This window comes from Novosphingobium sp. FKTRR1 (assembly GCF_020404405.1).
GTDB lineage: Bacteria > Pseudomonadota > Alphaproteobacteria > Sphingomonadales > Sphingomonadaceae > Novosphingobium.
The window spans coordinates 60,424-84,430 of sequence record NZ_JAIZDA010000013.1 but is presented as its reverse complement, the minus strand read 5'-3'; the positions used below and the strand labels follow the sequence as shown (position 1 = coordinate 84,430).

The window sequence follows — 24,007 nt, the reverse complement described above, 5'->3', positions numbered from 1 at the left end:
GTGCTACGCTCAGGCAGCCGCAGCGGCGGCGGCCTTGTACTCATCGCGCAGCAACCGCTTGAACAGCTTGCCGGTGGGTTCGCGCGGCAGTTCTTCGCGGAAGTCGATCTGGCGCGGCATCTTGACCCGGCTGAGCTGGGGCGCGAGCCATGCCGCCAGCTCTTCGGCCAGCGCGGGACCGGCATCGGCCAGAACGGCGGGCTGGATCACCGCGACGACCTTTTCCCCCATGTCGGGATCGGGCGCACCGATTACTGCCACGTCCGCCACCTTGGGATGGGTGACGAGCAAGTTCTCGATCTCTTGCGGATAAATGTTGACCCCGCCTGAAATGATCATGAAGCTTTTGCGGTCGGTCAGGAACAAGTAACCGTCCTCATCCACCCAACCCACATCGCCCAGACTGGTCCAGCCATGCTTGTTGGTGGCATCGCGTGTCTTTTCAGGGTCGTTGTGATAGGTGAAGACGTGCTCGCTTTCGAAGAATACCTGCCCTTCGGTGCGCGCAGGTACTTCATCGCCGTTTTCGTCGCAGATGTGCAGGATGCCGAGCAGCGTGCGCCCGACCGAGCCGGGGCGTTGCAGCCATTCGGGGCTGGAAATGAAGGTGAAGCCGTTGCCCTCGGTCCCGGCGTAGTATTCCATCAGCACCGGGCCCCACCAGTCGATCATCGCGTGCTTGACCGGAACCGGGCACGGCGCGGCGGCGTGAACCGCGCATTTCAGCGTGGACAGGTCGTACTTGGTGCGCACATCCTCGGGCAGTTTGAGCATGCGGACGAAGTGCGTCGGCACCCATTGGCTGCACGTCACCTTGTGACGCTCGATCAGTTCGAGCGCGGTTTCCGGGTCGAACTTTTCCATGCAGACCACGGTGCCGCCGAGCCGGTGCACGGTCATCGACCAGCGCAGCGGCGCCGCGTGATAGAGCGGCGCGGGCGAGAGATAGATGCTGTCCGAACTGAACCCGAAGGCCGCCGCGGCCAGTTCCATCAAGCCGTTGGAGGCGCCGATGTCGGGCACTTCGGGCAGCGGCACGCGCACGCCCTTGGGCTTGCCGGTGGTACCGCTGGAATAGAGCATGTCGACCCCGGCGCGCTCGTCGGCCACGGGATGTGCGGGATGCGCGGCGAGCGCGGTCTTGAGGCACTGATCGCCCGCGCCATCGAGCCGCAATTGCGGCAACGCGGGGGCGAGCGCGGCCACTTCGTCAAGCACGGCGGCCAGTTTCTGCGTGCTGATCAGTAGCTTGGCGCCGCTGTCCTGCGCGATGTAGGCGATTTCGGGGGCGGTCAGGCGGCTGGAGATCGCCACGTAGACGACGCCCGCGCGCTGCGCGCCCCAGCACAGCGAAAAGAACGTGGCGGTGTTGTCGAAGCACAGCGCCACCGTGTCGCCCACACCGATCCCGCGCGCGCGCAGCAGTTGCGCCACGCGGTTGCTGCTGGCGTCAAGCTCGCCATACGTCACGACTTCGCCTGACAGCCCCATGATCACGGCGGGCTTGTCGGGGTTGGTCTGCGCATGGAAGTGGGGGTGGAACTGTGACATCGGCATCCTCTCTGTCCTTGCGGCTGGACCGCTTGGGGCGAGAGTTTAATTGCCCGATTAAATCATGCAACAGGATTCGCAGCACGACTTGCCAAAAATGCCCGCGAGAATTGACGGAACGTGGCATTTCCGGGCCGGATCATGGTGGCGGGAGACGGCACATCACCAAAAGCGCGCGATCAGGCGTGCGTCACCCTGAATGCCGGGCCAATTCGACAAGCACCCGCGACCGAATAGCGCTGCGGTCTTAAGACCGGGGGCAAGAAAACTGGCGGGCAAGAACAGGGCGGGCAAGAAAAAGGCGGCATTGCCGCCGCCTTTTTCCGCATCCTCTCCAAGATGCATATGGAACCGTGCGTGCTTTGCGCGCTCCGGCTTTGGTGTGAACGGCAGCTTAATCGATCAGCGCACGCCGTCAAGGCTGGCGAGACGCGTATTGCTGACGCCGTCGGTGGAAACTGCGGCCAGACTGGAGGTTTGCGCCATGTCCTGCGCCACCTGCATGTAGGGCACCGGGTTCACCGCTTCGCCCGCGATGCGCACTTCATAGTGCAGATGCGCGCCGGTGGAGCGGCCGGTCGAACCGACGTAGCCGATCACGTCACCCTTGTGCACGCGCTGACCCTCAGCCACGGCGATGCGCGACATGTGGCCATAACGGGTCTGCAGGTTGGCGCCATGTTCAAGCTGGACATAAAGGCCATAGCCGCCGAACCAGTCGGCGCGGGCAACGGTGCCGTCAGCCGTGGCGTGGATCGGGGTGCCGGTGGTTGCGGGCAGATCGACGCCCTTGTGCGCGCGGTAACCGCCGAGCACCGGGTGGATGCGCATGCCGAAGTTGCTGCTGGTGCCGCGGTTGCTGGTGACGGGCACGAGCATCGGGATCGACACTTCGCCATTGCCGGCAGCGCTGCTGCCCCAGGCGTTGGCGCCCAGAACGCCGCCATCGAGCGACTTCCAGCTGGCGAACAGCATGCTGAATTCGTTGTCGTGTTCGGGGGCGGAAACACCGTTGCGGGCGGCTTCGGCAGCGCGCAGCGGCGCGGCGATGTCGGCAGATGCGGCGCTGTTGGCGCTGGCCGGGGTGGCGATGATGCAGATGGCTGCGGCGAGCGTGGCGCCGAGCGCGGAACGAAGAAACTGGTGATGCAGCATTACGACCCGATCAACCTTGTGTTGTCCCTTCGCGCCGGATGCCTGTTTCGGCAACCTGTTCGCGAACGGCTTTACCCCGTTGCGCAACCCGTGATGACCCATTGAAAAGGTCATCACCGGCCGTGTCGAGATTGAACGGAACCCCCCGCCGATCTGACGACGTAGGGGTATTCCGAGGTGTTGCGATCAAGCAACCCCTGCAAGGAAATCGTACGACAGACCGGCCATGGCCCGCGCCGAGTCGTTGAACGGTGGCTTAACAGCCCCCCTGAAATGCCTGCGGACCAGTGTTTTCCACATGGCGGGCGGTGATTCGCCGCGTTCTTCGCAGAGCGCGACGAAGTGCGATGTGCCGAAGCGCACATGGCGGATTTCGTCGTCAAAAATGCGCTGGAGGATGCGCGCCGAGCGGTGATCGCCCGCTGCCTCAAACCGTTCGATGGTTACCGGCGTCACGTCCAGCCCGCGCGCTTCGAGCACCATCGGCACGATCGCCAGCCGCGCTGCCACGTCGTGTGCGGTCTCGGTCGCGGCCTCCCACAAGCCGTCGTGCGCGGGCATGGCGCCATAGAAGCTGCCCAACGTGCGCAGGCGACGGGCGAGCAAGGCAAAGTGCATCGCCTCGTCCGCCGCAACGCCCAGCCAGTCGGACACGAACTGCGGGCCGCGTTCGCCGCCAAAGCGCCCGGCGGCATCGAGTGCCAGATCGATCGCCACGAACTCGATGTGCGCCAGCGCGTGGAGCAGCGCGGTGCGTCCCCGCTCCGACCCGCCGCGCCCGCGCTTGGGCATGGCATTGGGTGCCAGCAGCTCGGGCCGATCAGGCCGGGCGGGCACATCGGGCATCGCGCAATCGAACGCGAACGCCAGCCGCCCCGCCGCCCAGTCGCGCGCCACCGCCCGCGTCGCAAACGCCTTGGCCGTCGGCTCGGGCGTGAGCATGGCGGCGCGGATTGCGGATGATACGGATGGGGTGGCGGTCATGACGCGCGGATGGCGCAGCCGGGCGGGGGAGGCAAGTGGGACGATCGTGACCCTAGTGGAGGGGGTGGTCGTGATGATGAGTTCAAGCCGCGCGGGAATATGTGAAGCTTAATTTGATTCGGCCTCACGCACGATCCACGCCGAAAATTTGCGAATTCTGCGCTTTCAGCAAAATTCAGAAAGGGATGGCCGATACCTTCGCTTCCAGCAGGCGCACTTTTGTTCGAGGATCCTCGCTGAGCAGTCTGTCGACTTCTTCTGCAATTTGTTCAGCCGTTCGGCTTTGGCGCGGGAGTGCTTGGTGCTTTCCGATAAAACCTGTCGGGTCTTCGGTCATCTTAAGCGAGATTACCTTCGTACCGCGACCGAGGGCGAATCCTACCTCCTGCTGGCACCAGGTTGAATCCTTGAAACCAACCGTATGAATTGCGATCAGTGCATCCATAGACTTAAGTCCACGTTCGATCTCGTCTTGCCAGACTAACGTAGGAAGGATGTCTTCGTGCGCAACGAAGCCAGCGATATCGTATTGGGTAAGCGCACCTTTCAGACGAGTGGCTATCGCCTTGTCTTTTGAAACATGGGAAATGAATAGACGGAACGACTTTGTTCCCTGCCAATGTGCAGGTGGAGTGACCTCGCTGAACGCCTCGGGAAGCAAGAGATCCAGTTCACTAGCCACACGGAGGAGGATTTCCTCAGGAACGCGCGCCAGCACGGCCTTTGCATAAACCCGTTTACTGTTCGCCCCGCCCCATCCATCGATGTTGGCGGTCGGTACGTTCGCTGCAGCAAAGAATGCATCGATGTCGGTGAATGTGTATCGGCGCTGCAATTCAGTGCCGACTTTCTCCAATAGGTCCATTCGCTCTGCTGCGCGCATACCGAATTGATATTATCAATTGCTCGTTGGGCAAAGGGAAAACTGCCAATTGGCATCGAGTTTATCGACGACCCCAACGTCAATTGGGCGGCTAGCCCATGGTGTCACGCGCACCACGCCGGCCAGCCCCCGCCACCGCCGTTCCGGCGGTCCCCTCCCCTGGTGGGGGAGGATTTTGCTTACCCCCGTGCCGCCGCGAGCACTTCCTCGGCGTGGCCTTTGACTTTTACTTTGTCCCAGAGGCGCAGGATGCGGCCGTCTTCGCCGACCAGCACGGTCGAGCGGACCATGCCCATGTAGGTTTTGCCGTACATCGCCTTTTCCGCCCAGAAGCCGAGCGCGTCGGACAAGCCGCCTTCTTCGGCGTCGCTGGCGAGCGGGGCGGTGAGGGCATATTTGTCGATGAACTTCTGGTGCTTTTTCGGCGGATCCTTGCTGATGCCGAGCAGCGCGGTTCCGGCGGCGGCGAACTGGTCGGCCAACGCGGAAAAGTCCTTGTTCTCGGTGGTGCAGCCGGGGGTGTCATCCTTGGGATAGAAGAACAGGACGAGCTTCTTTCCGGCAAAGTCCGAGGGCCGCACGGTGCTGCCATCGGGCGCGGTCAGGGCGATGTCGGGGATCGGGTCGCCAGGGGAAACGGTCATCACGCAATCTCCAGTTCTTCGTCAAACACTTGGCGCCATGCCGCGCCGATGGCCGCGCGCGCTGCAGCGATGGCGGCGAGCAGGTCGGCCCAGTCGGCAGCGCCACAGGCTTGCGCCACGATGCCACGGCTCGCCTCTGGCGGAAAGGCGCCGTCGGGGGCAACCAGCCGCACCACCACCAGCAGCCGCGCCAGCAAGTGATAGGCCGCCCGCAGCCCCGGCGGCAGCAGCCCGGCCTGCGTGAGCGCGCCGACAGCCTCGCCAAGGTCGGGGTCCACGCCCACCCGCTCGCGCAGTTGCAGGTAGTGGACGATGAATTCCAGATCGACGAGCCCGCCGCGCGCCAGCTTGACATCGAGCGGGCCCTTGGCCGGTTTGTGCCGCGCCATGTCGCCGCGCATCTTGAGCACGTCGGCGCGCAAGGTGGCGGGATCGCGCGGGGCCTGAAGCACTTGCGCGATGATCGCCGTCAGCGCCGCACGGTCCTGCGCGGAGCCATAAAGCGGGCGCGCGCGGCACAGCGCCATATGCTCCCACGTCCATGCGCCCTCGCGCTGGTAGCGGGCAAAGCTGTCGAGGCTGACCGCCAGCGGCCCTTGCGTGCCCGAGGGGCGCAGCCGGGTGTCGACTTCATAGAGCGCGCCCGCCGCCGTCGGCACCGATAGCGCGGCGCTGACCCGCTGCGCCAGACGGTTGAAATAGAGCGTGCCGCCAAGCGGCCTTGGTCCGTCGGATTCGGCCAGATGGTCGCCGCTGAACAGATAGATCAGATCGAGGTCCGAGGCATGGGTCAGCGCGCCGCCGCCCAGTCGGCCGAGGCCCAGCACCACCAGCCGGCCATCGGGGATGGCGCCATGCACGCGCGCGAATTCCTGCGCCGCGGCGTCGGCCAGCACGCCCAGCGTGGCTTCGGCCACGCGCGACAATGCGGCGGCGATGGCCAGCGGATCGCGGCGGTGTTCGATCAGTTGCACCCCCAGCGTGAAGCGCAGTTCGCCGACCTTGCGGCGCACCGCGTCGAGCAGGCGCTGGTAATCGTCGCCGGTTTCGCGCGTGGCGAGCGTGGCGGCGATGGTCGCGACGCTGCCGGGCAAGTCAAAGGCGCTGTGGTCGATCAGTGTGTCGAGCAAGTCGGCGCGGCGGGCCAGTTCGTCGGCCAGCACCGGCGCATGGGCGAGCACGCGCATGACCACGCCGAACAGCGCCGGGCGCGCTTCCAGCAGGCGGAACACATTGATCGCGCTGGGCAATCCGGCAAGCAGCCCCTCCCAGCGCAACAAGGCGCGCGCCGGATCGGGTGCGGCGGCCAGCGCGCGCAGCAGCGCCGGGCGGCAGCGGGCAAAGGCGGCGCGCGCCGCCTCGCTGCGCAGCGCGCGGTACTGGCCATTGCCCCAGGCCGCGATCCGCGTGGCCAGCGCATCGGCATCGGCAAAGCCCAGCGCGGCCAGTTCCTGCGCCAAGGGTGTGCTCTCGGGCGCGGTTTCAGGCGCGGCGTCCTCCTGATCGGGAATGGCCACGACGGCCACCGCGCCGCTGGGTTCATAGGCCGCGATCAGCGCGTCGAACCGCGTGCCGACGCGTTCGGAAATCGCCGCCAGTTCGTCGACCAGCGCGCCGCCGTTGGCCAAGCCCTCCAGCGCCGCCACGTTGTCCAGCGCGGCGGGGCTGGTCGGCAGGCTGTGAGTCTGCTGGTCGGCGACCATCTGCAACCGGTGCTCCAGCGTGCGCAGCCGGTCATAGCTTTCGCCCAGCACCTTCGCATCGTCGGCATCGATGATCCCCGCCGTGCTGAGTGCATCGAGCGCGGCGCGGGTGCCGCGCAGCCGCAGCGCCGGGTTGCGCCCGCCATGGATCAACTGGTGCGTCTGGGCGAAGAATTCGACCTCGCGGATGCCGCCGCGCCCGCGCTTGAGGTCATAGCCCGGCCCGACCGCTTGCCCGCCGGCGTAGTGGTCGCGGATGCGCCGGGCGAGCCGCCCGATCTCGTCGATCGCGCCGAAGTCGAGACTGCGCCGCCATACGAACGGGCGGATCGTGTCGAGAAAGGCGCTGCCCGCCGAAACGTCGCCTGCCGCAGCGCGCGCGCGAATATAGGCGGCGCGCTCCCACGGCAGCGCGCTCGATTCGTAATGGCCGATCGCCGCGTCGAACGACAGCGCCAGCGGGCTGATCTCGGAGGCCGGGCGCAACCGCAGATCGACGCGAAAGACGTGGCCTTCATCGGTCACGCGGCTGAGGATTTCGACCACCGCGCGCGCCACCCGGTCGGCCGCCTCGCCCGGATCGTCGCGCTCTCGCCGGGGCAGGCGGTCGGGATCGTAGAGCAGGATCGGGTCGATATCGGACGAATAGTTCAACTCGCGCGCACCGTGCTTGCCCAGCGCGATGGCGGCAAATCCCGATGCGCCGTCTTCCCACGCGGCATCGGGCACGCGGCGGCGGATGGCGGCGGCGATAGCGGCATCGAGCGCGCGGTCGGCCAGCGCGGACAGCGCGCCTGTCACCGCGGCAAGGTCGAAGGCCCCGGCCAGATCGCCGATGGCCAGCACGAGGCTGAGCGCCAGCCGCTCGCGCCGCAGCGCCACGCCGATATCGTCCACCCCGTCCCCGCTGCGCAGGGCCTGTTCCAGCGCGGCATTCGAATCCCCCGCCGCCAGCAATTCGCCAAGGTCTGGCCGCCGATCCAGCGCGCGGCACAGGAACGGCGCGTGGGTGCGGGCGCGGTGCAGCGCGTGGGTCCAGTCGGTCATCCGCCCAGCTTGCCCCTTTGGGCGGGGGCGATCAAGCGGCGGGATTGCGGTGTTTTTTTCCAGGCGGCGGGGACGTTTGTCAGCCGATCTACGTCTGTTGACGTATGACCCTGCGGCGCGATTTCGCCCATGACAAAATTTGAGCTTTGGATCGCGGGGACAAGATGGACGGAATTCGCGTCGGCAAGCGGCTGATCGGCACGCAAGCGCCGGTCACGATCGGCTGGGAGAATATTCCCCGCGTCGAAGGCGGCCCGGTGAAGCGCGCGTTTTTCACGTGGTTTCAGCCGGTTGCATTGTTCGCGCTGCTGGCGTTCTGGTACTATGCGCCCAACTCCATCGCCAAGGCATCGACCGCGATCGGCATCGGCATCGGCTTCAAGGTGCTGTTGCTCGGGCTCGAATGGGTCAACCCGCGCCATGAAAGCTGGCGGCTGACGTGGAAGGAACTGGCCACCGACTTGTTCTATGTCGGGATCAGCTACACGCTGTTGCGGCTGGTCGATGGCTATATCGGCAGCGACGTGATGGTCGAGGCCATTCAGGACAAGCTGCACTGGGACAAGGCCAACTGGTTCACCGGCTTGCCGCTGCTGGTGCAGGCGTTCCTGATCGCGTTCATCTTCGATTTCGGACAGTACTGGATGCATCGCGGGATGCACAACTGGTACCCGCTGTGGTTGCCGCATTCGGTGCACCACTACATCACCCAGTTGAACATCAACAAGGGCGCGGTCGGCAATCCGGTGGAACTGTTCCTGATCGGGCTGGGCATCGGCGGGTTCTTCGATTTCGTGCCGCGCGCGTTCCTGTTGGCAGGCGCCTTTGGCATGGCCATCGGCACCTATCAGCACATCAACGTCCGCTTCAATTCGCCCAGGTGGTGGCGCTTTTTGTTCAACACCACCGAGCATCACAGCCTGCACCATTCGCAGGACTTCGAGGCGACGCGCAGCAACTATGCCGGATCGTTCATCTTCATCGACCGCATGTTCGGCACCTGCATCGATGGCGAGGCCGAACTGCTGGGCATGGAAGGCGGGCGCCGCATGTCGATCCGCGAGCAGATGACGTATCCCTTCACCGAAGGCTGGAAGACGCTGAAAGAGCGCTTCGGCAGGCCGCGTTTCGATGACCCCGCAGCGGTTCCCGCCGAGTGAGCGCATCTGCATCGCTTGCCGGCGGCCCGTTTTCGCCTGACCGCCAGCGTCAATCGCCTCAGCGTCATTCGGCACCTCAGGGAACTTCCGTGAACTTGCGCCTCATCGACTGGATCTGGCACGTGCGCGGCACCCTGCCACTCGCTCCCGCGCAATCGGGGGACGATGCGCTGGACCGGCTTGCGCCCCTGTTCGGCCAGCCGGGCACCAGCTATGAGCGCGCAAGTCTCGATGGTGCCGCGCAGGAGTTGACCTTCACCAAGAAGGATCAGGCCGCGCAGGACAAGATGTCGGTGTTCGATGGCGGCACGCTGCGGATCGAGGCCGGAGCGGACGGCGCGGTGCTGCGCTATCACCTGATCAGCCGGGCCTTGCTGTTCTGCTTTCTGGCACCGCTGCTGTTCCTTGGCATCGCGCAATTGACCATCGTGTTCGACCCGCACAAGAATGCGCCGACCGAAAAGGCGGAAAAGACCAAGAAGGCGGACAAAAAGGACGAGGTTGTCCAGCTCAACCCGATCGACAAGGCGCTGGGCGCGCCCGCCCCCGAAAAGCCCGACAAGGACGACGAAGACGGCGGCAAAGGCGGTTCGGGCAAGCACGGCAAGAAGCCTGCGACCACCCCCGCCTACGTCTTCGCCGGCATCTTCGCCGCGCTCTACCTCATCGGCCGCATCCTCGAAGACCGCCTGATCCGCCGCCTGTTCAGGAAGACACTGGCGGGGGAGTAGGCGGCGCTAAGCCGTGAGCTTGTGATCTTTAGTTCGATCTGGTCCTTTTCCTGCCATTGGTTTAGCATAGGGAATGACCCGGGAACCACTTTCACAGCAAGAACTTGATCAGCGCTATTTTAAGCGATTGGAGATTCCAGTCGTAGCAGCAAACGATGGGCACAAGGCGGCGTTCGCACGAGCCCATGAACTCAGGAAATTCGAGATCGAAAATTACTGGACGCGATCACAATATTTCTGGGGATTTCAAATAGTGTCGTTCGGTGCTCTCGCGATCACTGCAAAAGATGGACAATTCAATCCACCAGTGGTTTTAATTGTGGCAGTACTTGGGGCTCTTGCTGCGCTAACCGGTCTATTAACTGCCAAGGGTTCGAAATTTTGGCAAGAAAATTGGGAAGCCCACATCGATTTTCTTGAAGGAAAAGTCGAAGGAAACCTTCACAAGACGGTCTTGGTCAAAGATGGATTGAGCTTTTCGGTAAGTCGGGTCAACGAGCGCTTTCTGGAAATTCTCTTGTTCGGCTGGCTCGCTTCATTTCTCGTTGCGGCCGTGACGGTATTGTTTCCAGATTTGAGGAGTGCAGATGATCTGGCAAGTCACTTGTTTCAGGTTTGCGTGCCGTTGATCGCCTTCGTTTTGGGGGTGCAGCGTCTTCTCAAGGGCCAGAGGTCCAAACTGGAAGGACGGGCTTATGATCGCAACACAATGGAGTTGTTGCGGAAGTAAATTCTGCCTTTCCGTCAGCTTTGCGGCTGCAACCACCCGCACGCACCCTCCCACTATCTTGCCGCTCCGCGCGCGCTCTGCCACAAGCCTTGGCCAATGGGCGCGGTATCCGCCCGGCTTTCGTTTCTGGACAAGGGTTTATCCATGACTCATTCTCGCGCTCGCCAATCGCTTGCGGCCTTTCTCGGCAGCATTGCGGCCATCGGCCTCGTTTCGTCGGCAAGTCTTGCCGCGGCACCGGCGATCCCGGCGCCCAATCAGGCGCTGCTGCGCGAAGTGACGCGGACCCTGTCGAGCGATGCCTATGAAGGGCGGGGCCCCGGCAGTGCGGTCGAGCAAAAGACGCTCGACACCATCATCGCCCGGTTCAAGGCGGCGGGGCTGAAGCCCGGCAACAACGGCAGGTGGCTGCAGGACGTGCCGACGGTAACGCTGGCCGCGCACAATTTCACCCCGCTGACGATTTCGGGCGGCAGCGGCGCGCCGCTCAGCTTTGCGCATGGCACCGATTTCGTCGCGGGCAGCTATCGCGTGGTGCCGCATACCGAGATCAAGGACAGCGATCTGGTGTTCGTCGGCTATGGCATCAACGCGCCCGAACTGGGCTGGAACGACTATGCCGGGCTCGACATGAAGGGCAAGACGGCGGTCATCCTCGTCAACGATCCCGACTATGCGCAGGAATCCGAGGACGGCCTCTTCAAGGGCCGTCGCATGACCTATTACGGCCGCTGGACCTACAAGTTCGAGGAAGCCGCGCGGCAGGGCGCGACGGCGGCGATCATCGTCCACGATACTTTCCCGGCCGCCTATGGCTGGAACGTGGTCGAATCGAGCTGGTCGGGCGAGCAGCACTTCGTCGCCACCCCCAACGACGGCGCCGACCAGACCGTGGCCAACGGCTGGGTGCAAAAGGGCGTGGCCGAACAGATCTTCAAGGCTGCGGGTCAGGACTTTGCCGCGCTGGTCAAGGCCGCGGGGCAAAAGGGCTTCAAGCCGGTGCCGCTGGGGCTGAAGGCCAGCGTCGGTTTCGACAGCAGCATCGCCCGCGCCACGTCGCACAACGTGATCGGCATCCAGCCGGGCAAAGTCGCGCCCAACGAATACGTGCTCTACACCGGGCACTGGGATCACCTTGGCCATTGCAAGCCCGACGCCAAGGGGGACGGCATCTGCAACGGTGCGGTCGACAATGCCACCGGCGTGGCCGTGCTGGCGGCGCTGGCCGACATGAACCGCCGCGCTGGCCCGGCCCGCCGCAGCCAGGTGTTTCTGGCGGTGACGCTGGAGGAATCGGGCCTGCTGGGCAGCGAATACTATGCGCGCAACCCGGTGTTTCCGCTCAACAAGACCGTCGGCGGGGTCAACATGGATGCGCTCGCCCCGGTCGGCCCGGCGCGCGATGTCGAAGTGACCGGGGGCGACAAGTCCGAACTCACCGCGATCCTGCACCGCGTGGAAAAGCAGCTTGGCCTGTATGAATCGCCCGAGGATCACAGCGAGCGCGGGCATTACTACCGTTCGGACCACTTCAGTCTGGCCAAGCGCGGCGTGCCGATGTTCGCGGTCGGGCGCGGCACCGATCTGGTCAAGGGCGGCAAGGCAGCCGGGCAGGCGGCCTCGGAGGACTATACCGAACACCGCTATCACCAGCCCAGCGACGAATATTCGGCAAGCTGGGACTTCAGCGGCATCGCGCAGGAAACCGGCCTGTACTACCGCCTCGGCCGCGCGCTGTCGGATGGCAAGGCATGGCCCAACTGGCACGCGGGCGACGAATTCCGCGCCATTCGCGACAAGAGCCTGAGCGCGGGCAAGTAAGCGAACAGACCCCGCACCGGGCGCGGGGGGGTGGGGCGTGCAGCCAAACCCTCCCCCGGCGGGAGAGGGTTTGCGCCAGCCGCTCAGGGTTCAGACGCCCCAGTTGCCCATGTGCGCCTTCACCAGCAAGGCTTCGCGCTGGATCATCGTCATCAGCGCCTTGCGGCCAAGACTGTCGCGGTCCTCAGCCGTAGCGGGCTCGGCGCTGAGGTGCGGCAGGTCCGAGGTTTCGGGCGCCTCCAGCGGCACCGCGGCCAGGCTCGTTTCGTCGGCGGTTACGGGTTCGGCTTCGGCTTGCTGGGGCGTGAATGGCATGGTGGTGTCCTCGGGCAGTTCGGAGGGCGCGATCAGGCGACCCAGAGTGGCGGTCTTGCGCACCAGCCGCTGCAACAGCGATGCCGGTTCGGCGTTCTCGGCGGCTGGCGCACCGACGCGGGTGAAAGTCACGGTCTTGCGGACAAGGTCGACGCTGGTCATCTCCCACCCCGCGTCCAGCCAGGCCTGCGCCTGACTGCGTCTGCCGGCGCGCTGGTTGGCCCACCATGGGCGGTGTTCGAACGCGCTGCGCGGCAGCGGGCGGTCGAGCACCCGCTCGACTTCGGCAAAGCTGGTTCTCCAGCTATCTTGCTCCCGCGCCTTGAGGTAACGGGACAGAGGCTGGTAGACGCTCACCGATATTCCTTGTTCTGACTTATGCGACCGCCTGCCGATAGGAGCCAATAGTGACACCCGCATTTCGCTTGCCGCCCGAATGGCACCCGCAAGAGTGGATTTGGATCGGATTTCCACATATTGTCGAGGAATGGTCGGGCTTTATCGACCGCGCGCAGGAACAGATCGCCGCTTTCGCCAGCGCCGTTGCCGACAGCGGCCAGCCGGTGAAGCTGGTGGTGCGCGATGCCGCCAATGCCGCGCGCGCCGCGTCGCTGGTTTGCTCCAAAGTGGAGCTGGTCGAGCGGACGTATGGCGATGTCTGGCTGCGCGATACCGGGCCGCTGGTGGTGCGCGATGCGGCGGGCCAGCGCGCCGCGCGGCTGTTCGGCTTCAACGGCTGGGGCGAGAAGTACCTGATGCCCGGCGATACCGAGATCGGCGCGACACTGGCCGCCGATGCCGGGCTTGCCGCCACACGCGGCGACTGGATTCTGGAAGGCGGGGCGCTCGATACCGACGGCACCGGCCTTGTCGTCACCACCGAGCAGTGCCTGCTCAACCCCAACCGCAACCCGCACCTGACCCGCGCCGATCTGGAAGCGCGGCTGGCACGCGATCTGGGCTTCGATCGGGTGCTGTGGCTGGGCGATGGCCTGATCAACGACCACACCGACGGTCATGTCGACAACCTTGCCCGCTTTGTCGGCGCCAACCGGCTGGCGCTGCCGGTGGCGACCGGGGCGGACGACCCCAACGCCGCCATCTATGCCGACGCCGCCGCGCGCGCCCGCGCCGCCGGGGTGGAAGTGTTGACGGTGCCCTCGCCCGGCCGGGTGGAATGGGACGGCACGATCCAGCCCGCCAGCTACATGAACTTCGTGATCACCACGCACCTGGTGGTGGTCCCGGTCTTCGGGACGGAGCACGATGCCGAGGGCGTTGCCGCCATCGCCGCGCTGTTCCCCGACCGCCAGACCGTGGGCCTGATGGCCGACGCCGTGCTGAAAGGCGGCGGCGGCTTCCACTGCTCCAGCCAGCAGATGGCGGGCTGAGGGGGGGACTTCCTTGTTGTTACGACCCTGCGAACCTGATCCGGGATGACGAACAACGGGGCCTGCATCAACGAAATTGATGGCCTTACAAATTGTCGATGCACCCTGATACTTGCCGCTTTATCCCCCCCTTAACGCTCTCGTGCTAAAGGCTTGGCTCATGGCTCAGACGGTATTGGTGGTCTTCGGCACGCGGCCCGAGGCGATAAAGATGTTCCCGGTGGTTCATGCGCTCAAGGCGGATGGGCGGTTTCGCGTGGTGACGTGCGTCTCGGCGCAGCACCGGGGCATGCTGGATCAGGTCTTGGCGATTGCCGGAATCGTGCCCGACCACGATCTTGACCTGATGCGGCCCGACCAGACGCTCGATGGGCTTACCGCCGCGCTGCTGACCGGGCTTGGCCGGGTGATGGACGCCGAAAAGCCCGACTGGGTGGTGGTGCAGGGCGATACCGCCACCGCCATGGCGGGCGCGCTGGCCGCCTATTACCGCAAGATCCGCGTCGCGCATGTCGAGGCGGGGTTGCGCAGCCACAACATCTATCACCCCTGGCCCGAAGAGGTGAACCGCAAGATCATCGGCACCATCGCCGCGCTGCACTTCGCGCCGACCGAGACGAGCGCCGCCGCGCTGCGCGCCGAGAACGTCGCACCGGCCACCATCCACGTCACCGGCAACACCGTGATCGACGCGCTGCAATGGGTGACCGCGCGGATTGCCGCCGAACCGGCACTGGCCAGCGGCCTTGCCGAAATCGAGCGCCGCTTTGCCGGAAAGCGGATCATCGGCGTGACCAGTCACCGGCGCGAGAACTTCGGCGGCGGGCTGGAAGCGATCGCGCAGGCCATCCGTACGATTGCCGAGGCGCGGCCCGACGTGGCGCTGGTGTTTCCGGTTCATCCCAACCCCAACGTGCACGCGGTGATGGACGAGGCGCTGGCGGGGCTCGCCAACGTCGCGCTGATCGAGCCGCTCGATTATCCGCACTTCGCCCGGCTGATCGCGCTGTCCGAAATCATGCTGACCGACAGCGGCGGTGTGCAGGAAGAGGCGCCCGCGCTGGGCAAGCCAGTGCTGGTAATGCGCGAGACGACCGAGCGCCCCGAAGGGGTGGAAGCGGGTACCGCGCGGCTTGTCGGAACCGACAAGGAGCGTATCGTTACCGAAATATTCACGCTGCTCGATGATAAAGCCGCGTATTCGGCTATGGCTCGCGCACACAATCCTTTCGGCGATGGCCACGCCGCAGCGCGCATTACGGAGTTGTTGCACAATGCAGGGTGACATCAAGCCGCAAGTCTGTGTGGTGGGGCTGGGCTACATCGGTCTGCCGACCGCCGCCGTGATCGCGCGCAGCGGCAGCCCCGTGCTCGGGCTCGACGTGACGCAGAGCGTGGTCGACACGATCAACCGTGGCGAAATCCACATCGAGGAAGTCGATCTCGACGGGCTGGTCCATGGCGTGGTGCAGCGCGGATTGCTGCGCGCCTCTACCCAGATCGAGCCGTCCGACGTGTTCGTGATCGCGGTGCCCACGCCTTTTGCCAAGGACGGGCACCACACCCCCGACATTTCGTATGTGCTGGCCGCCGCCACCGAAGTGGCGGGCGTGCTCAAGGCCGGGGACACGGTGATCCTCGAATCAACATCGCCCGTCGGCACCACCGAGCAGATGCGCGACCTGATGGCCGGCCTGCGGCCCGACCTCAAGTTTCCCGGGCTCACGCGCGAAACCCCCGACGTGTCGATCGCCTATTGCCCCGAGCGCGTGCTGCCGGGGCGCATTCTGGAAGAGCTGACCAACAACGACCGCTCGATCGGCGGGATCACACCGCGTTGCGCGCGCAAGGCGCTGGCGTTCTACAAGCGTTTCGTGCGCGGCACCTGCATCACCACCGATGCGCGCAGCGCCGAGATGACCAAGCTGGTCGAAAACGCCTATCGCGACGTCAACATCGCCTTTGCCAACGAGCTGTCGATGGTGGCCGACCACATGGGGCTGGACGTGTGGGAGGTGATCCGCCTTGCCAACCGCCACCCGCGCGTCAACATCCTGCAGCCCGGTCCGGGCGTGGGCGGGCACTGCATCGCGGTGGACCCGTGGTTCATCGTCCACGGCGCGCCCGATGATACGCCGCTGATCCGCACCGCGCGCGGCGTCAACGATCAGAAGATGCGCCACGTCATCGACCACGCGACCACGCTGATCGAGGCGCATACCGCCGCGCATCCGGGCGCGCGGATCGCCTGCCTTGGTCTGGCGTTCAAGGCCAATATCGACGATTTCCGCGAAAGCCCGGCACGCTTCGTCGCCGCGCGGCTGGCGCGCCGGTTTGGCGACCGGGTCCATGTGGTCGAACCTTATGCGGCTGAACTTCCGGTTGAATTCACCGACACAGGCGCCACGCTGATCGACATCGATACCGCGCTGGAAACCTGCGATGTGCTGATCGTTCTGGTCGACCATGATGTGTTCAAGGTCGTGCCGTTGGCCGAACGCACCGGCAAGATCGTCTACGACACGCGCGGCATCTGGCCCGACCAGCCGCCCGAAACGCTGACCGCGGCGCTGCGTCTGGCGAGTTGAGGCTTGCTTTTCCCCTGCCCATCAAGGGACGGGGAAGGCTTCAACCCGCGTCGACGCGCTCCAGCCAGCGTTCGCGGATGGTGTCGGAGGTGTCGCGGCTGGCGTCGTGGCTCCAGCCGGGCGGACGCAGCAGGTAGCCCAGCTTGTAGCGCCAGGGTGCGCGCCACATGTCCTTGGCGATGGCGATCCATTCGTGGAACGCGGTGTGCAGCAGCGCGAAGCTGCCCAACTGGCGCACGATGCCATAGTGCACCGGATCATCGTCGCGCTCGGGCTGGTAGGTGCCGAACAGGCGGTCCCAGATGATGAACACCCCGGCGTGGTTGCGATCGAGATAGCGCGGGTTGGTGGCGTGGTGGACGCGGTGATGCGACGGGGTGTTGAACACCGCCTCGAACCATGCGGGCATCCGGCCCACCGCCTCGGTGTGGATCCAGAACTGATAGACCAGGTTGATCCCGGCCACCGCCAGCAGCATCGCCGGGGGGAAACCGATCAGCGCGGGCCAGATGTGGAACGCGAACGACAGCGAGAAAAAGCCCGTCCACGTCTGCCGCAGCGCGGTCGACAGGTTGTAGTGCTGGCTCGAATGGTGGTTGACGTGGCTCGCCCAGAACCAGCGCACCCGGTGCGCGCTGCGGTGGAACCAGTAGTAGTTGAAATCGTCGAGCACGAAGGCGGCGACCCACACCCACCACAGGTTGGGCAGGGTATAGATGCGGTGATCGTACAGCCAGGTCGCGCTCAACCAGATCAGCCCGGCCACCGCCGCGCCAATGATCGTGCTGCCAAGTCCCATCGCCAGACTGGTGATGGTGTCGGCCGGTTCGTACTTTTCGGGCGCGCGGCGTGCGGCCCACACCATCTCGGCCACGATCAGCAGCACGAAGGCCGGAACCGCGTAAGGCAGCACGTCGAAGCTGGCGATCAGTGGCGCCGGGGCAGGCGGTGGCAACAGGCTCATGCTACGGCTTCTCCGCCAAAGGGCGCCGCAGTGTCAACCGTGGGGTTCTGACCCAGACGACGCAAGCTGGCGGCCCAGGCTTGCGCCTCGGGCCCCAGTTCGAGCGTCACGGTGCCGAAATGGCGATCCCCGGTCGACAGGGTAAGGAACTGGCGATCCAGCCGGACGCCCTCGTGATCGTCAATCAGCCGCGCGGCAAAGTGGCTGCCGTGGCGGCGAATCAGCAGGACGCGGCCATCCGCGTCGCGCAGCAGCGCACCGATGCGGGCGCGGTCGAGCGCCACATCGACCGGCTCGAACCCGCAGATCGCGGCATCGGCCAGCGCGCGGGCGTGCGCCTCGTCGCGCAAGCGCACGTCGCCGCCAAGTTTCAGCGCGCGGGCCAGTCCATAAAGCCCGAGGATCGACACGAGCGAAACCAGCGCCCGCAGCGCCAATGCTACTTCGGGGCGGGCCAGCAACGCCAGAAGATCGACCTTGGTCACGGAACGGGTCGCCCTCAGCCGGCCTGTGCGGACAGGATGTCGAGCTGCGGGCGGATCGGCGAAACGTCATATCCGGCGGCGGAGGCGCGCGCGGCGATCTCATCCGGGTTGCCGCCGGCTTTGGCCGTCGTCAGTGCCCATAGCAGCGTGGAGCGCGTGCCCGAGCGGCAATAGGCCAGCACCGGTGCGTCGCCCGCCCCGGCCAGAGCGGCCTCAAGCGCTTCGACTTGCGCGATCGAGAACCCGGCATGCGTCACCGGGATCGCGACATAGGCGATGCCATGCGCGGCGGCGGCGGCGGCGATTTCGTCACCCGGCGTCTGGTCTGCCGATTCGCCTTCGGGGCGGTTGTTGACGATCAGCCCGACGCCGAGCGCGTGGGCCTCGGCCACCTCGGCCACGGTGATCTGCGGCGCGGCATAAAGCGAATCGGTGATCTTGCGGAACATGGCGCGGTGTCAGCTTTCCTTGGCGGCGCGCTCGCGGGCGCGGCGGTTGCGGCCGATGATGTTGAGCAGTTCGACGAATACCGAAAAGCCCATCGCGGCGTAGATATAGCCCTTGGGAATGTGCACGCCAAAGCCGTCGGCCAGCAGCACGAACCCGATCATCACCAGGAACGCCAGCGCCAGCATCACCAGCGTCGGGTTCTTCTCGATGAATTTGGCCAGCGGATCGGCCGCCAGCATCATCATCCCCACGGTGAGGATCACCGCGGCGATCATGATCGGGATATGATCGGTCATGCCCACGGCGGTCAGGATCGAATCGATCGAGAACACCAGGTCGAGCGCGATGATCTGCGCGATCGTCGCCCCGAAACCGGCCACCACGGCACCGGCACCCATACCTGAGGGAGCATCGTGGCCTTTGTGGTCGAGCAGTTCGCCGCTGGGTTCAGGGTCGATGGCGTGGTGGATTTCCTTGGTCGCTTTCCACAACAGGAACAGCCCGCCTGCGATCAGGATCAGGTCGCGGCCGGAAAAGGCTGTCTCGAACAAGGGGTTGCCATGCGGATCAGGCGCGCCTGACAGGCCGAGGTCGATCAGCGGGGCCTGCAGCGTCACGATCCAGCCGATCAGCGTCAGCAGGCCAAGCCGCAGTCCCAACGCCAGCAGCAGACCGATTCGCCGCGCGCGCCCCTGTTGATGGGCGGGCAGCTTGTTGGAAAGAATGGCGATGAACACCAGATTGTCGATGCCCAGCACGATTTCGAGCAGCACCAGCGTGACCAGTGCGGCCCACGCGGCCGGGTCGGCAAGGAGAGCAAGAATGTCCATGCCGATGCTTTGCCCAATGCGGCGGGGAAGGGCAAGGCCCGCTACCCCCGTTCCGGCGGCATAAACCCTGCCGACCAAGCGGCTGGTGCAGTGTGTTCACCCGGCCGTTCATCTGGCGGCAAGATTGCAACAGTTGCGGGCAAATACTGTGGCAGCCGGTCGAACTGACGATTCCATTCGCACTTGGTGAGTTTGTCGTCTATAAGACAGGGTGCATAGGAGAAGGCCGGTTAGATTCCGGTTCGTGATCCTGGTCGTGCCGCCGGCTTCCGCGTCCGGTCTGCGGTACCCGTCAAGGCAGGAGCGGAACGAAGGTCTATTGGTTTTTATGGGTTTTGACAGAGGGCGGCGGGGTCGCGGACGCGACAAGCGTGACGGTTTCGGCGACGAGGGGGGTGGTTTTGACCCCTACGGCGGCGGCGGTGGCGGCGGCGGTTTCGGCGGCGGCTTTGGCGGTGGTGGTCGTGGCGGCTTCGGCGGCGGTGATCGCGGCGGCTTTGGCGGCGGCGATCGTGCTGGCGGTGGCGGCTTCGGCGGCCCGCGCAGCGGCGGCTTCGGCGGCGGCGGTGGTGGCGGCTTCGGCGGCCCGCGCGGCGGCGGTGGCGGCGGCGGCGGCATGCCCGCCCAGGTCGTCGGCACTGGCAAGGGTGTCGTCAAGTTCTTCAATTCGCAGAAGGGCTTCGGCTTCATCCAGCGCGAAGACGGTGGTGAGGACGTGTTCGTCCACATCAGCGCCGTGGAACGCGCCGGCCTCGAAGGTCTGGCCGAAGGTCAGCAGCTCGAATTCAACCTCGTGGATCGCGGTGGCAAGGTGTCGGCCGCTGACCTGCAGGTTGTCGGTGACGTGATCGCCGTGGCGGCCAAGGCAGCTGCTCCGCAGCGCCAGCTGACCGGTGAGAAGGCGACGGGAACGGTCAAGTTCTTCAACGCGATGAAGGGCTTCGGCTTCATCACGCGTGATGACGGCCAGCCTGACGCGTTCGTCCACATCAGCGCCGTCGAACGCTCGGGCATGCGCGAGCTGAACGAAGGCGACAAGCTTGAATTCGACCTTGAAGTCGATCGCCGAGGCAAGCACTCGGCGGTCAACCTGGTGCCGGTTCAGGGCTGACCCCTATTGCATTCCTTCCGGCGCGTTCCGGAAGGCTGCACAGGATACAACACGTGCAAATGGCGGCCTTCCGGGGCCGCCATTTGTCGTTTGCGATTTGCGAATTCGATTTTCAGGCATTTTGCGTTTTGTCGGCGCGCACGCGCCACCCACCATTTCCGTAACCCCTCATCCGCATGGGGCGTTCATCCCATCGGACAGGTAACCGTTCACCATCATGTTCGGGATTCAATCCGAATCCCCGCAAGCAGGAGCAAGGCCATGTCGATCACCCCCCTGATGCCCGTGTACCCCCGGTGCGGCGTGCGTCCGGTGCGAGGCGAACATTGCCACCTGATCGGGGAAGACGGCACGCGCTATCTCGACTTTGCCAGCGGCATCGCAGTCAACCTGTTGGGTCATTCGAACGAGCACCTGATCGGCGCGATCCAGCGGCAAGCCGCGGCGCTGATGCATGTGTCCAACCTTTACGGCAGCCCGCAGGGTGAACATCTGGCGCAGCGGCTGGTCGACCTGACTTTTGCCGACACCGTGTTCTTCACCAATTCGGGTGCCGAGGCGGTCGAATGCGCGATCAAGACCGCGCGTGCCTATCACCAGCACGCCGGCAACGACCACAAGTTCGAGCTGATCACCTTCCGCAACGCCTTCCACGGTCGCACGATGGCCACGATCAGCGCGTCGAATCAGGAAAAGATGCACAAGGGCTTCCTGCCCCTGCTGCCCGGTTTCAAGTACGTCGATTTTGACGATCTGGAAGGCGCCAAGGCCGCGATCGGTCCCAACACCGCAGGTTTCCTGGTCGAGCCGATTCAGGGCGAAGGCGGCATCCGCGATGCCAGCCCCGAATTCCTCGAAGGGTTGCGCGCGCTGGCCGATGAGCACGACCTGATGCTGGTATTCGACGAAGTGCAGTGCGGCGTCGCGCGCACCGGCACGTTCTATGCCTATGAACAATATGGCGTTGTTCCCGACATTCTGGCCACCGCCAAGGGTATTGGCGGCGGCTTCCCCATCGGCGCCTGCCTTGCCACCGAATCGGCGGCGCGCGGCATGGTGTTCGGCACCCACGGCAGCACCTATGGCGGCAACCCGCTGGCGATGGCGGCGGGTGAAGCGGTGCTCGACGTGGTGGCGAACGACGAATTCCTCGCCGATGTGCGCGCCAAGGGCGAGCGGCTGCGCGGGCGGCTGGAACAGTTCATCGGCAACTATCCCGACTTGTTCGACTTCGTGCGCGGGCGCGGGTTGATGCTGGGCGTGCGGCTGAAGATCGAGCCGCGCGCGTTCGTGGCGCACTTGCGCGACAATCACCAGTTGCTGACGGTGGCGGCGGGCGATCAGACGGTCCGCGTGTTGCCCCCGCTGGTCATCGACGATTCGCATATCGATGAATTCATGGACAAGCTTTCGGCCGGAGCTGCCAGCTTCGCGCTCGAGCCGGTCGCGCCATGATCCGGCATTTTCTGAGCCTGTCCGACGCGGGCGGCGATGGCGTGGCCGCAATGCTGGGCGATGCCATCGACCGCAAGTCGGCACGGCGCGGCCAGCCCAAGGGCCGGCCCGATGCCGATGCGCCGCTGGCCGGGCACGTGCTGGCGATGGTGTTCGAAAAGGCATCGACCCGCACGCGCGTGTCGTTCGACGTGGCGATGCGCCAGTTGGGCGGCAGCGCGGTGGTGCTCGATTCGGGAACCACCCAGCTCGGCCGTGGCGAGACGATTGCCGATACCGCGCGCGTGCTCAGCCGCATGGCCGACGCGATCATGCTGCGCACCGACGATCATGCCAAGATCGAGGAACTGGCCCATCACGCCACCGTTCCGGTAATCAACGGGCTGACCGATCTGTCGCATCCCTGTCAGATCATGGCCGATCTGCAGACCGTGATCGAACACGGCAAGGCGCTGCCTGGCCTTGAGGTGGCGTGGCTGGGCGATGGCAACAACGTGCTCAATTCGATCGTCGAGGCGGCCGGGCTGATGAAGTTCAATGTCCGCATCGCCGTTCCGCAAGGGTACGAAAGCGACGCGGGCTTCATCGCGCGCGCGGTCGCCGATGGCGCGCGGATTACGCTTGAGCGCGATGCGGCGGCGGCAGCGGCCGGGGCCGACGTGATCGTCACCGACACGTGGATTTCGATGGGGCAGGCCCATGCCGAGGCCAAGCTGGCCGCGATGGCGCCGTATCAGGTGGACGCGGCGCTCATGGCCCATGCCAAGCCCGATGCGCTGTTCCTGCACTGCCTGCCCGCGCACCGGGGCGAGGAAGTGACCGACGCGGTGATCGACGGCCCGCGCTCGGTGGTGTGGGACGAGGCGGAAAACCGCATCCATGCGCAAAAGGCGGTGTTGCGCTGGGTGCTGGGGCAGATCTGAACCAGCCATGGCGCACGACATTACGCCCCCCGCCGACGAGACCGGCTTCGATCAGGTGTTGCAGTTCACCGTGCCCGGCCGCGATGCGCGCGGACGGGTGGTGCGGCTGGGCCCGGTGCTCGACCTGATTCTGTCGGCGCATGCCTATCCCACCCCGGTGCGCAACCTGCTGGCCGAGGCACTGGTGGTCGCCGCACTGATCGGCTCGCTGCTCAAGGACGATGACGGCCAGCTGACGATGCAGGCGCAGACGCAGGACGGCGTGATCGACCTGCTGGTGTGCGATTATCGCGCGGGCGAGTTGCGCGGGCACGTGCGGTTCGACCGTGCCCGGCTTGACGAACTGGGCCCCACGCCCTCGCTCCATGCGCTGTTCGGCGATGGGTATCTGGCGATGACTTTCGACATGGCCAGCACCAACCAGCGCTATCAGGGCATCGTCCCGCTGGAAGGCGAAAGCATCGCGCAGGCGTGCGAGAGCTATTTTTTCCAGTCCGAACAAGTGCCTACGCTGATCCGTGTCGCCATCGATTGCGAACAAGGTGCCAGCTCGCTGGCCAGCGGGTTGCTGCTCCAGCACTTGCCCGAGGGCGAGGAGGGGCGCGAGCGATTGCACGCGCGGCTCGACCATCCGCACTGGCAGCATATCGCGATGATGGGCGGTTCGGTGCGCGACAGCGAGTTGCTCGATCCCGCGCTCGGGCTCGAAAGCCTCATCTGGCGGCTGTTCCACGAAGAACAGGAAGTGCGGGTGGAACGCGGTGCGGCTCTGGTCCGCGGCTGCCGCTGCACGGTGGAGCATTACACCGCCCTGCTGTCGCGCTTCAGCCCCGAAGACCGCGCTGACATGAAGGACGAGGACGGGCTGATCCAGATCGACTGCGCGTTCTGTTCGCGGCAGTTTCCCATCGCGATGGATTGATAATCGGTTCGCACGGCCCCAGCGCGCACGCGGTCTAGGCGGCGTGGACAAATTCCGCGTGGCCACGGTTGCCCTGTAAAGGGCCCCAGCGAGGCGCGAAGCCGCAGGAAGAGTGGCCCTCTTTCAAGGCTGAGCAACGCTGCTGGGGCCCTTTACAGGGCAAC

At 65.3% G+C, this 24,007-nt stretch carries 22 protein-coding genes; 11 read left to right on the top strand and 11 right to left on the bottom strand.

The window, feature by feature from the left end:
- Window positions 1-9: 9 nt before the first annotated feature.
- From LDN95_RS13470 to LDN95_RS13445, 6 genes are all read right to left on the bottom strand, one after another.
- The gene (locus LDN95_RS13470) at window positions 10-1,557 is read right to left on the bottom strand and encodes an acyl-CoA synthetase (RefSeq protein ID WP_226018203.1); all 1,548 of its coding nucleotides are present in this window, start codon (window positions 1,555-1,557) and stop codon (window positions 10-12) included.
- Window positions 1,558-1,953: 396 nt separating this feature from the next.
- Window positions 1,954-2,706: a M23 family metallopeptidase gene (locus tag LDN95_RS13465; RefSeq protein WP_226018202.1), complete on the bottom strand. Its 753-nt coding sequence runs from the start codon at window positions 2,704-2,706 to the stop codon at window positions 1,954-1,956.
- Between the two features lie 186 nt (window positions 2,707-2,892).
- Complete coding sequence (locus LDN95_RS13460; protein WP_226018201.1) at window positions 2,893-3,690, bottom strand: ferritin-like domain-containing protein; 798 nt, start codon at window positions 3,688-3,690, stop codon at window positions 2,893-2,895.
- A gap of 175 nt (window positions 3,691-3,865) precedes the next feature.
- Window positions 3,866-4,555 carry a toll/interleukin-1 receptor domain-containing protein gene (locus tag LDN95_RS13455; RefSeq protein WP_226018200.1) on the bottom strand — a complete coding sequence of 230 codons (690 nt, stop codon included), beginning with the start codon at window positions 4,553-4,555 and terminating at the stop codon, window positions 3,866-3,868.
- A 197-nt stretch (window positions 4,556-4,752) separates the two neighbouring features.
- A complete protein-coding gene (locus tag LDN95_RS13450; protein WP_226018199.1) occupies window positions 4,753-5,217 on the bottom strand; it encodes a peroxiredoxin in 465 nt (154 codons plus the stop codon).
- Window positions 5,217-7,967 carry a bifunctional [glutamine synthetase] adenylyltransferase/[glutamine synthetase]-adenylyl-L-tyrosine phosphorylase gene (locus LDN95_RS13445; protein WP_226018198.1) on the bottom strand — a complete coding sequence of 917 codons (2,751 nt, stop codon included), beginning with the start codon at window positions 7,965-7,967 and terminating at the stop codon, window positions 5,217-5,219. Before LDN95_RS13445 ends, LDN95_RS13450 begins: the two co-directional genes overlap by 1 nt.
- A 164-nt stretch (window positions 7,968-8,131) precedes the next feature.
- Between LDN95_RS13445 and LDN95_RS13440 the strand changes: the two genes are divergently transcribed.
- From LDN95_RS13440 to LDN95_RS13425, 4 genes are all read left to right on the top strand, one after another.
- The gene (locus tag LDN95_RS13440) at window positions 8,132-9,127 is read left to right on the top strand and encodes a sterol desaturase family protein (protein WP_226018197.1); all 996 of its coding nucleotides are present in this window, start codon (window positions 8,132-8,134) and stop codon (window positions 9,125-9,127) included.
- A gap of 89 nt (window positions 9,128-9,216) precedes the next feature.
- On the top strand, window positions 9,217-9,858 hold the full coding sequence (locus LDN95_RS13435) for a hypothetical protein (RefSeq protein WP_226018196.1): 642 nt from the start codon (window positions 9,217-9,219) through the stop codon (window positions 9,856-9,858).
- Window positions 9,859-9,931: 73 nt separating this feature from the next.
- The gene (locus LDN95_RS13430) at window positions 9,932-10,588 is read left to right on the top strand and encodes a hypothetical protein (RefSeq protein WP_226018195.1); all 657 of its coding nucleotides are present in this window, start codon (window positions 9,932-9,934) and stop codon (window positions 10,586-10,588) included.
- A 144-nt stretch (window positions 10,589-10,732) separates the two neighbouring features.
- Window positions 10,733-12,409: a M28 family metallopeptidase gene (locus tag LDN95_RS13425; protein ID WP_226018194.1), complete on the top strand. Its 1,677-nt coding sequence runs from the start codon at window positions 10,733-10,735 to the stop codon at window positions 12,407-12,409.
- 90 nt (window positions 12,410-12,499) lie between these two features.
- Here LDN95_RS13425 and LDN95_RS13420 read toward each other — a convergent pair whose 3' ends face one another.
- Window positions 12,500-13,081 (bottom strand): hypothetical protein, encoded by a 582-nt coding sequence (locus tag LDN95_RS13420; protein WP_226018193.1) that lies wholly within the window; start codon window positions 13,079-13,081, stop codon window positions 12,500-12,502.
- Window positions 13,082-13,131: 50 nt separating this feature from the next.
- Between LDN95_RS13420 and LDN95_RS13415 the strand changes: the two genes are divergently transcribed.
- The 3 genes from LDN95_RS13415 to wecC all read left to right on the top strand — a co-directional run bounded on the left by LDN95_RS13415 (window position 13,132) and on the right by wecC (window position 16,703).
- Complete coding sequence (locus LDN95_RS13415) at window positions 13,132-14,115, top strand: agmatine deiminase family protein (RefSeq protein WP_226018192.1); 984 nt, start codon at window positions 13,132-13,134, stop codon at window positions 14,113-14,115.
- 160 nt (window positions 14,116-14,275) lie between these two features.
- Complete coding sequence (wecB, locus tag LDN95_RS13410) at window positions 14,276-15,400, top strand: non-hydrolyzing UDP-N-acetylglucosamine 2-epimerase (RefSeq protein WP_226018191.1); 1,125 nt, start codon at window positions 14,276-14,278, stop codon at window positions 15,398-15,400.
- A complete protein-coding gene (gene wecC / locus LDN95_RS13405; RefSeq protein ID WP_226018190.1) occupies window positions 15,390-16,703 on the top strand; it encodes a UDP-N-acetyl-D-mannosamine dehydrogenase in 1,314 nt (437 codons plus the stop codon). Before wecB ends, wecC begins: the two co-directional genes overlap by 11 nt.
- Before the next feature lie 40 nt (window positions 16,704-16,743).
- On the opposite strand, the gene LDN95_RS13400 is transcribed toward wecC, so the two are convergent.
- Genes LDN95_RS13400 through LDN95_RS13385 form a run of 4 tightly spaced genes read right to left on the bottom strand, consistent with a single transcriptional unit; the run spans window position 16,744 to window position 19,432 of the window.
- Entirely contained in the window at window positions 16,744-17,667 is a 924-nt protein-coding gene (locus LDN95_RS13400) for a sterol desaturase family protein (protein WP_226018189.1), read from the bottom strand.
- Window positions 17,664-18,152 carry a hypothetical protein gene (locus tag LDN95_RS13395; protein ID WP_226018188.1) on the bottom strand — a complete coding sequence of 163 codons (489 nt, stop codon included), beginning with the start codon at window positions 18,150-18,152 and terminating at the stop codon, window positions 17,664-17,666. Before LDN95_RS13395 ends, LDN95_RS13400 begins: the two co-directional genes overlap by 4 nt.
- A gap of 14 nt (window positions 18,153-18,166) precedes the next feature.
- Window positions 18,167-18,601 (bottom strand): TIGR01244 family sulfur transferase, encoded by a 435-nt coding sequence (locus LDN95_RS13390; RefSeq protein WP_226018187.1) that lies wholly within the window; start codon window positions 18,599-18,601, stop codon window positions 18,167-18,169.
- 9 nt (window positions 18,602-18,610) lie between these two features.
- Window positions 18,611-19,432: a TerC family protein gene (locus LDN95_RS13385; protein ID WP_226018186.1), complete on the bottom strand. Its 822-nt coding sequence runs from the start codon at window positions 19,430-19,432 to the stop codon at window positions 18,611-18,613.
- Between the two features lie 328 nt (window positions 19,433-19,760).
- On the opposite strand from LDN95_RS13385, the gene LDN95_RS23240 reads away from it, so the two are divergent.
- The 4 genes from LDN95_RS23240 to LDN95_RS13360 all read left to right on the top strand — a co-directional run bounded on the left by LDN95_RS23240 (window position 19,761) and on the right by LDN95_RS13360 (window position 23,843).
- Window positions 19,761-20,543 (top strand): cold-shock protein, encoded by a 783-nt coding sequence (locus LDN95_RS23240; protein WP_305082585.1) that lies wholly within the window; start codon window positions 19,761-19,763, stop codon window positions 20,541-20,543.
- A 261-nt stretch (window positions 20,544-20,804) separates the two neighbouring features.
- Window positions 20,805-21,998, top strand: coding sequence for an aspartate aminotransferase family protein (locus tag LDN95_RS13370; protein WP_226018185.1), 1,194 nt, complete (start codon window positions 20,805-20,807; stop codon window positions 21,996-21,998).
- A complete protein-coding gene (gene argF / locus LDN95_RS13365) occupies window positions 21,995-22,921 on the top strand; it encodes an ornithine carbamoyltransferase (protein WP_226018184.1) in 927 nt (308 codons plus the stop codon). Before LDN95_RS13370 ends, argF begins: the two co-directional genes overlap by 4 nt.
- Before the next feature lie 7 nt (window positions 22,922-22,928).
- Complete coding sequence (locus LDN95_RS13360) at window positions 22,929-23,843, top strand: Hsp33 family molecular chaperone HslO (RefSeq protein ID WP_226018183.1); 915 nt, start codon at window positions 22,929-22,931, stop codon at window positions 23,841-23,843.
- The last annotated feature ends 164 nt before the right edge of the window (window positions 23,844-24,007 follow it).

What these genes read in the sequence shown, in the direction of transcription:
- LDN95_RS13470 (WP_226018203.1), bottom strand. Translation starts at nt 1,557, where the DNA reads ATGCCGATGTCACAGTTCCACCCCCACTTCCATGCGCAGACCAACCCC.
- LDN95_RS13465 (WP_226018202.1), bottom strand. Translation starts at nt 2,706, where the DNA reads ATGCTGCATCACCAGTTTCTTCGTTCCGCGCTCGGCGCCACGCTCGCC.
- LDN95_RS13460 (WP_226018201.1), bottom strand. Translation starts at nt 3,690, where the DNA reads ATGACCGCCACCCCATCCGTATCATCCGCAATCCGCGCCGCCATGCTC.
- LDN95_RS13455 (WP_226018200.1), bottom strand. Translation starts at nt 4,555, where the DNA reads ATGGACCTATTGGAGAAAGTCGGCACTGAATTGCAGCGCCGATACACA.
- LDN95_RS13450 (WP_226018199.1), bottom strand. Translation starts at nt 5,217, where the DNA reads ATGACCGTTTCCCCTGGCGACCCGATCCCCGACATCGCCCTGACCGCG.
- LDN95_RS13445 (WP_226018198.1), bottom strand. Translation starts at nt 7,967, where the DNA reads ATGACCGACTGGACCCACGCGCTGCACCGCGCCCGCACCCACGCGCCG.
- LDN95_RS13440 (WP_226018197.1), top strand. Translation starts at nt 8,132, where the DNA reads ATGGACGGAATTCGCGTCGGCAAGCGGCTGATCGGCACGCAAGCGCCG.
- LDN95_RS13430 (WP_226018195.1), top strand. Translation starts at nt 9,932, where the DNA reads ATGACCCGGGAACCACTTTCACAGCAAGAACTTGATCAGCGCTATTTT.
- LDN95_RS13425 (WP_226018194.1), top strand. Translation starts at nt 10,733, where the DNA reads ATGACTCATTCTCGCGCTCGCCAATCGCTTGCGGCCTTTCTCGGCAGC.
- wecB (WP_226018191.1), top strand. Translation starts at nt 14,276, where the DNA reads ATGGCTCAGACGGTATTGGTGGTCTTCGGCACGCGGCCCGAGGCGATA.
- wecC (WP_226018190.1), top strand. Translation starts at nt 15,390, where the DNA reads ATGCAGGGTGACATCAAGCCGCAAGTCTGTGTGGTGGGGCTGGGCTAC.
- LDN95_RS13400 (WP_226018189.1), bottom strand. Translation starts at nt 17,667, where the DNA reads ATGAGCCTGTTGCCACCGCCTGCCCCGGCGCCACTGATCGCCAGCTTC.
- LDN95_RS13390 (WP_226018187.1), bottom strand. Translation starts at nt 18,601, where the DNA reads ATGTTCCGCAAGATCACCGATTCGCTTTATGCCGCGCCGCAGATCACC.
- LDN95_RS13385 (WP_226018186.1), bottom strand. Translation starts at nt 19,432, where the DNA reads ATGGACATTCTTGCTCTCCTTGCCGACCCGGCCGCGTGGGCCGCACTG.
- LDN95_RS23240 (WP_305082585.1), top strand. Translation starts at nt 19,761, where the DNA reads ATGGGTTTTGACAGAGGGCGGCGGGGTCGCGGACGCGACAAGCGTGAC.
- LDN95_RS13370 (WP_226018185.1), top strand. Translation starts at nt 20,805, where the DNA reads ATGTCGATCACCCCCCTGATGCCCGTGTACCCCCGGTGCGGCGTGCGT.
- argF (WP_226018184.1), top strand. Translation starts at nt 21,995, where the DNA reads ATGATCCGGCATTTTCTGAGCCTGTCCGACGCGGGCGGCGATGGCGTG.
- LDN95_RS13360 (WP_226018183.1), top strand. Translation starts at nt 22,929, where the DNA reads ATGGCGCACGACATTACGCCCCCCGCCGACGAGACCGGCTTCGATCAG.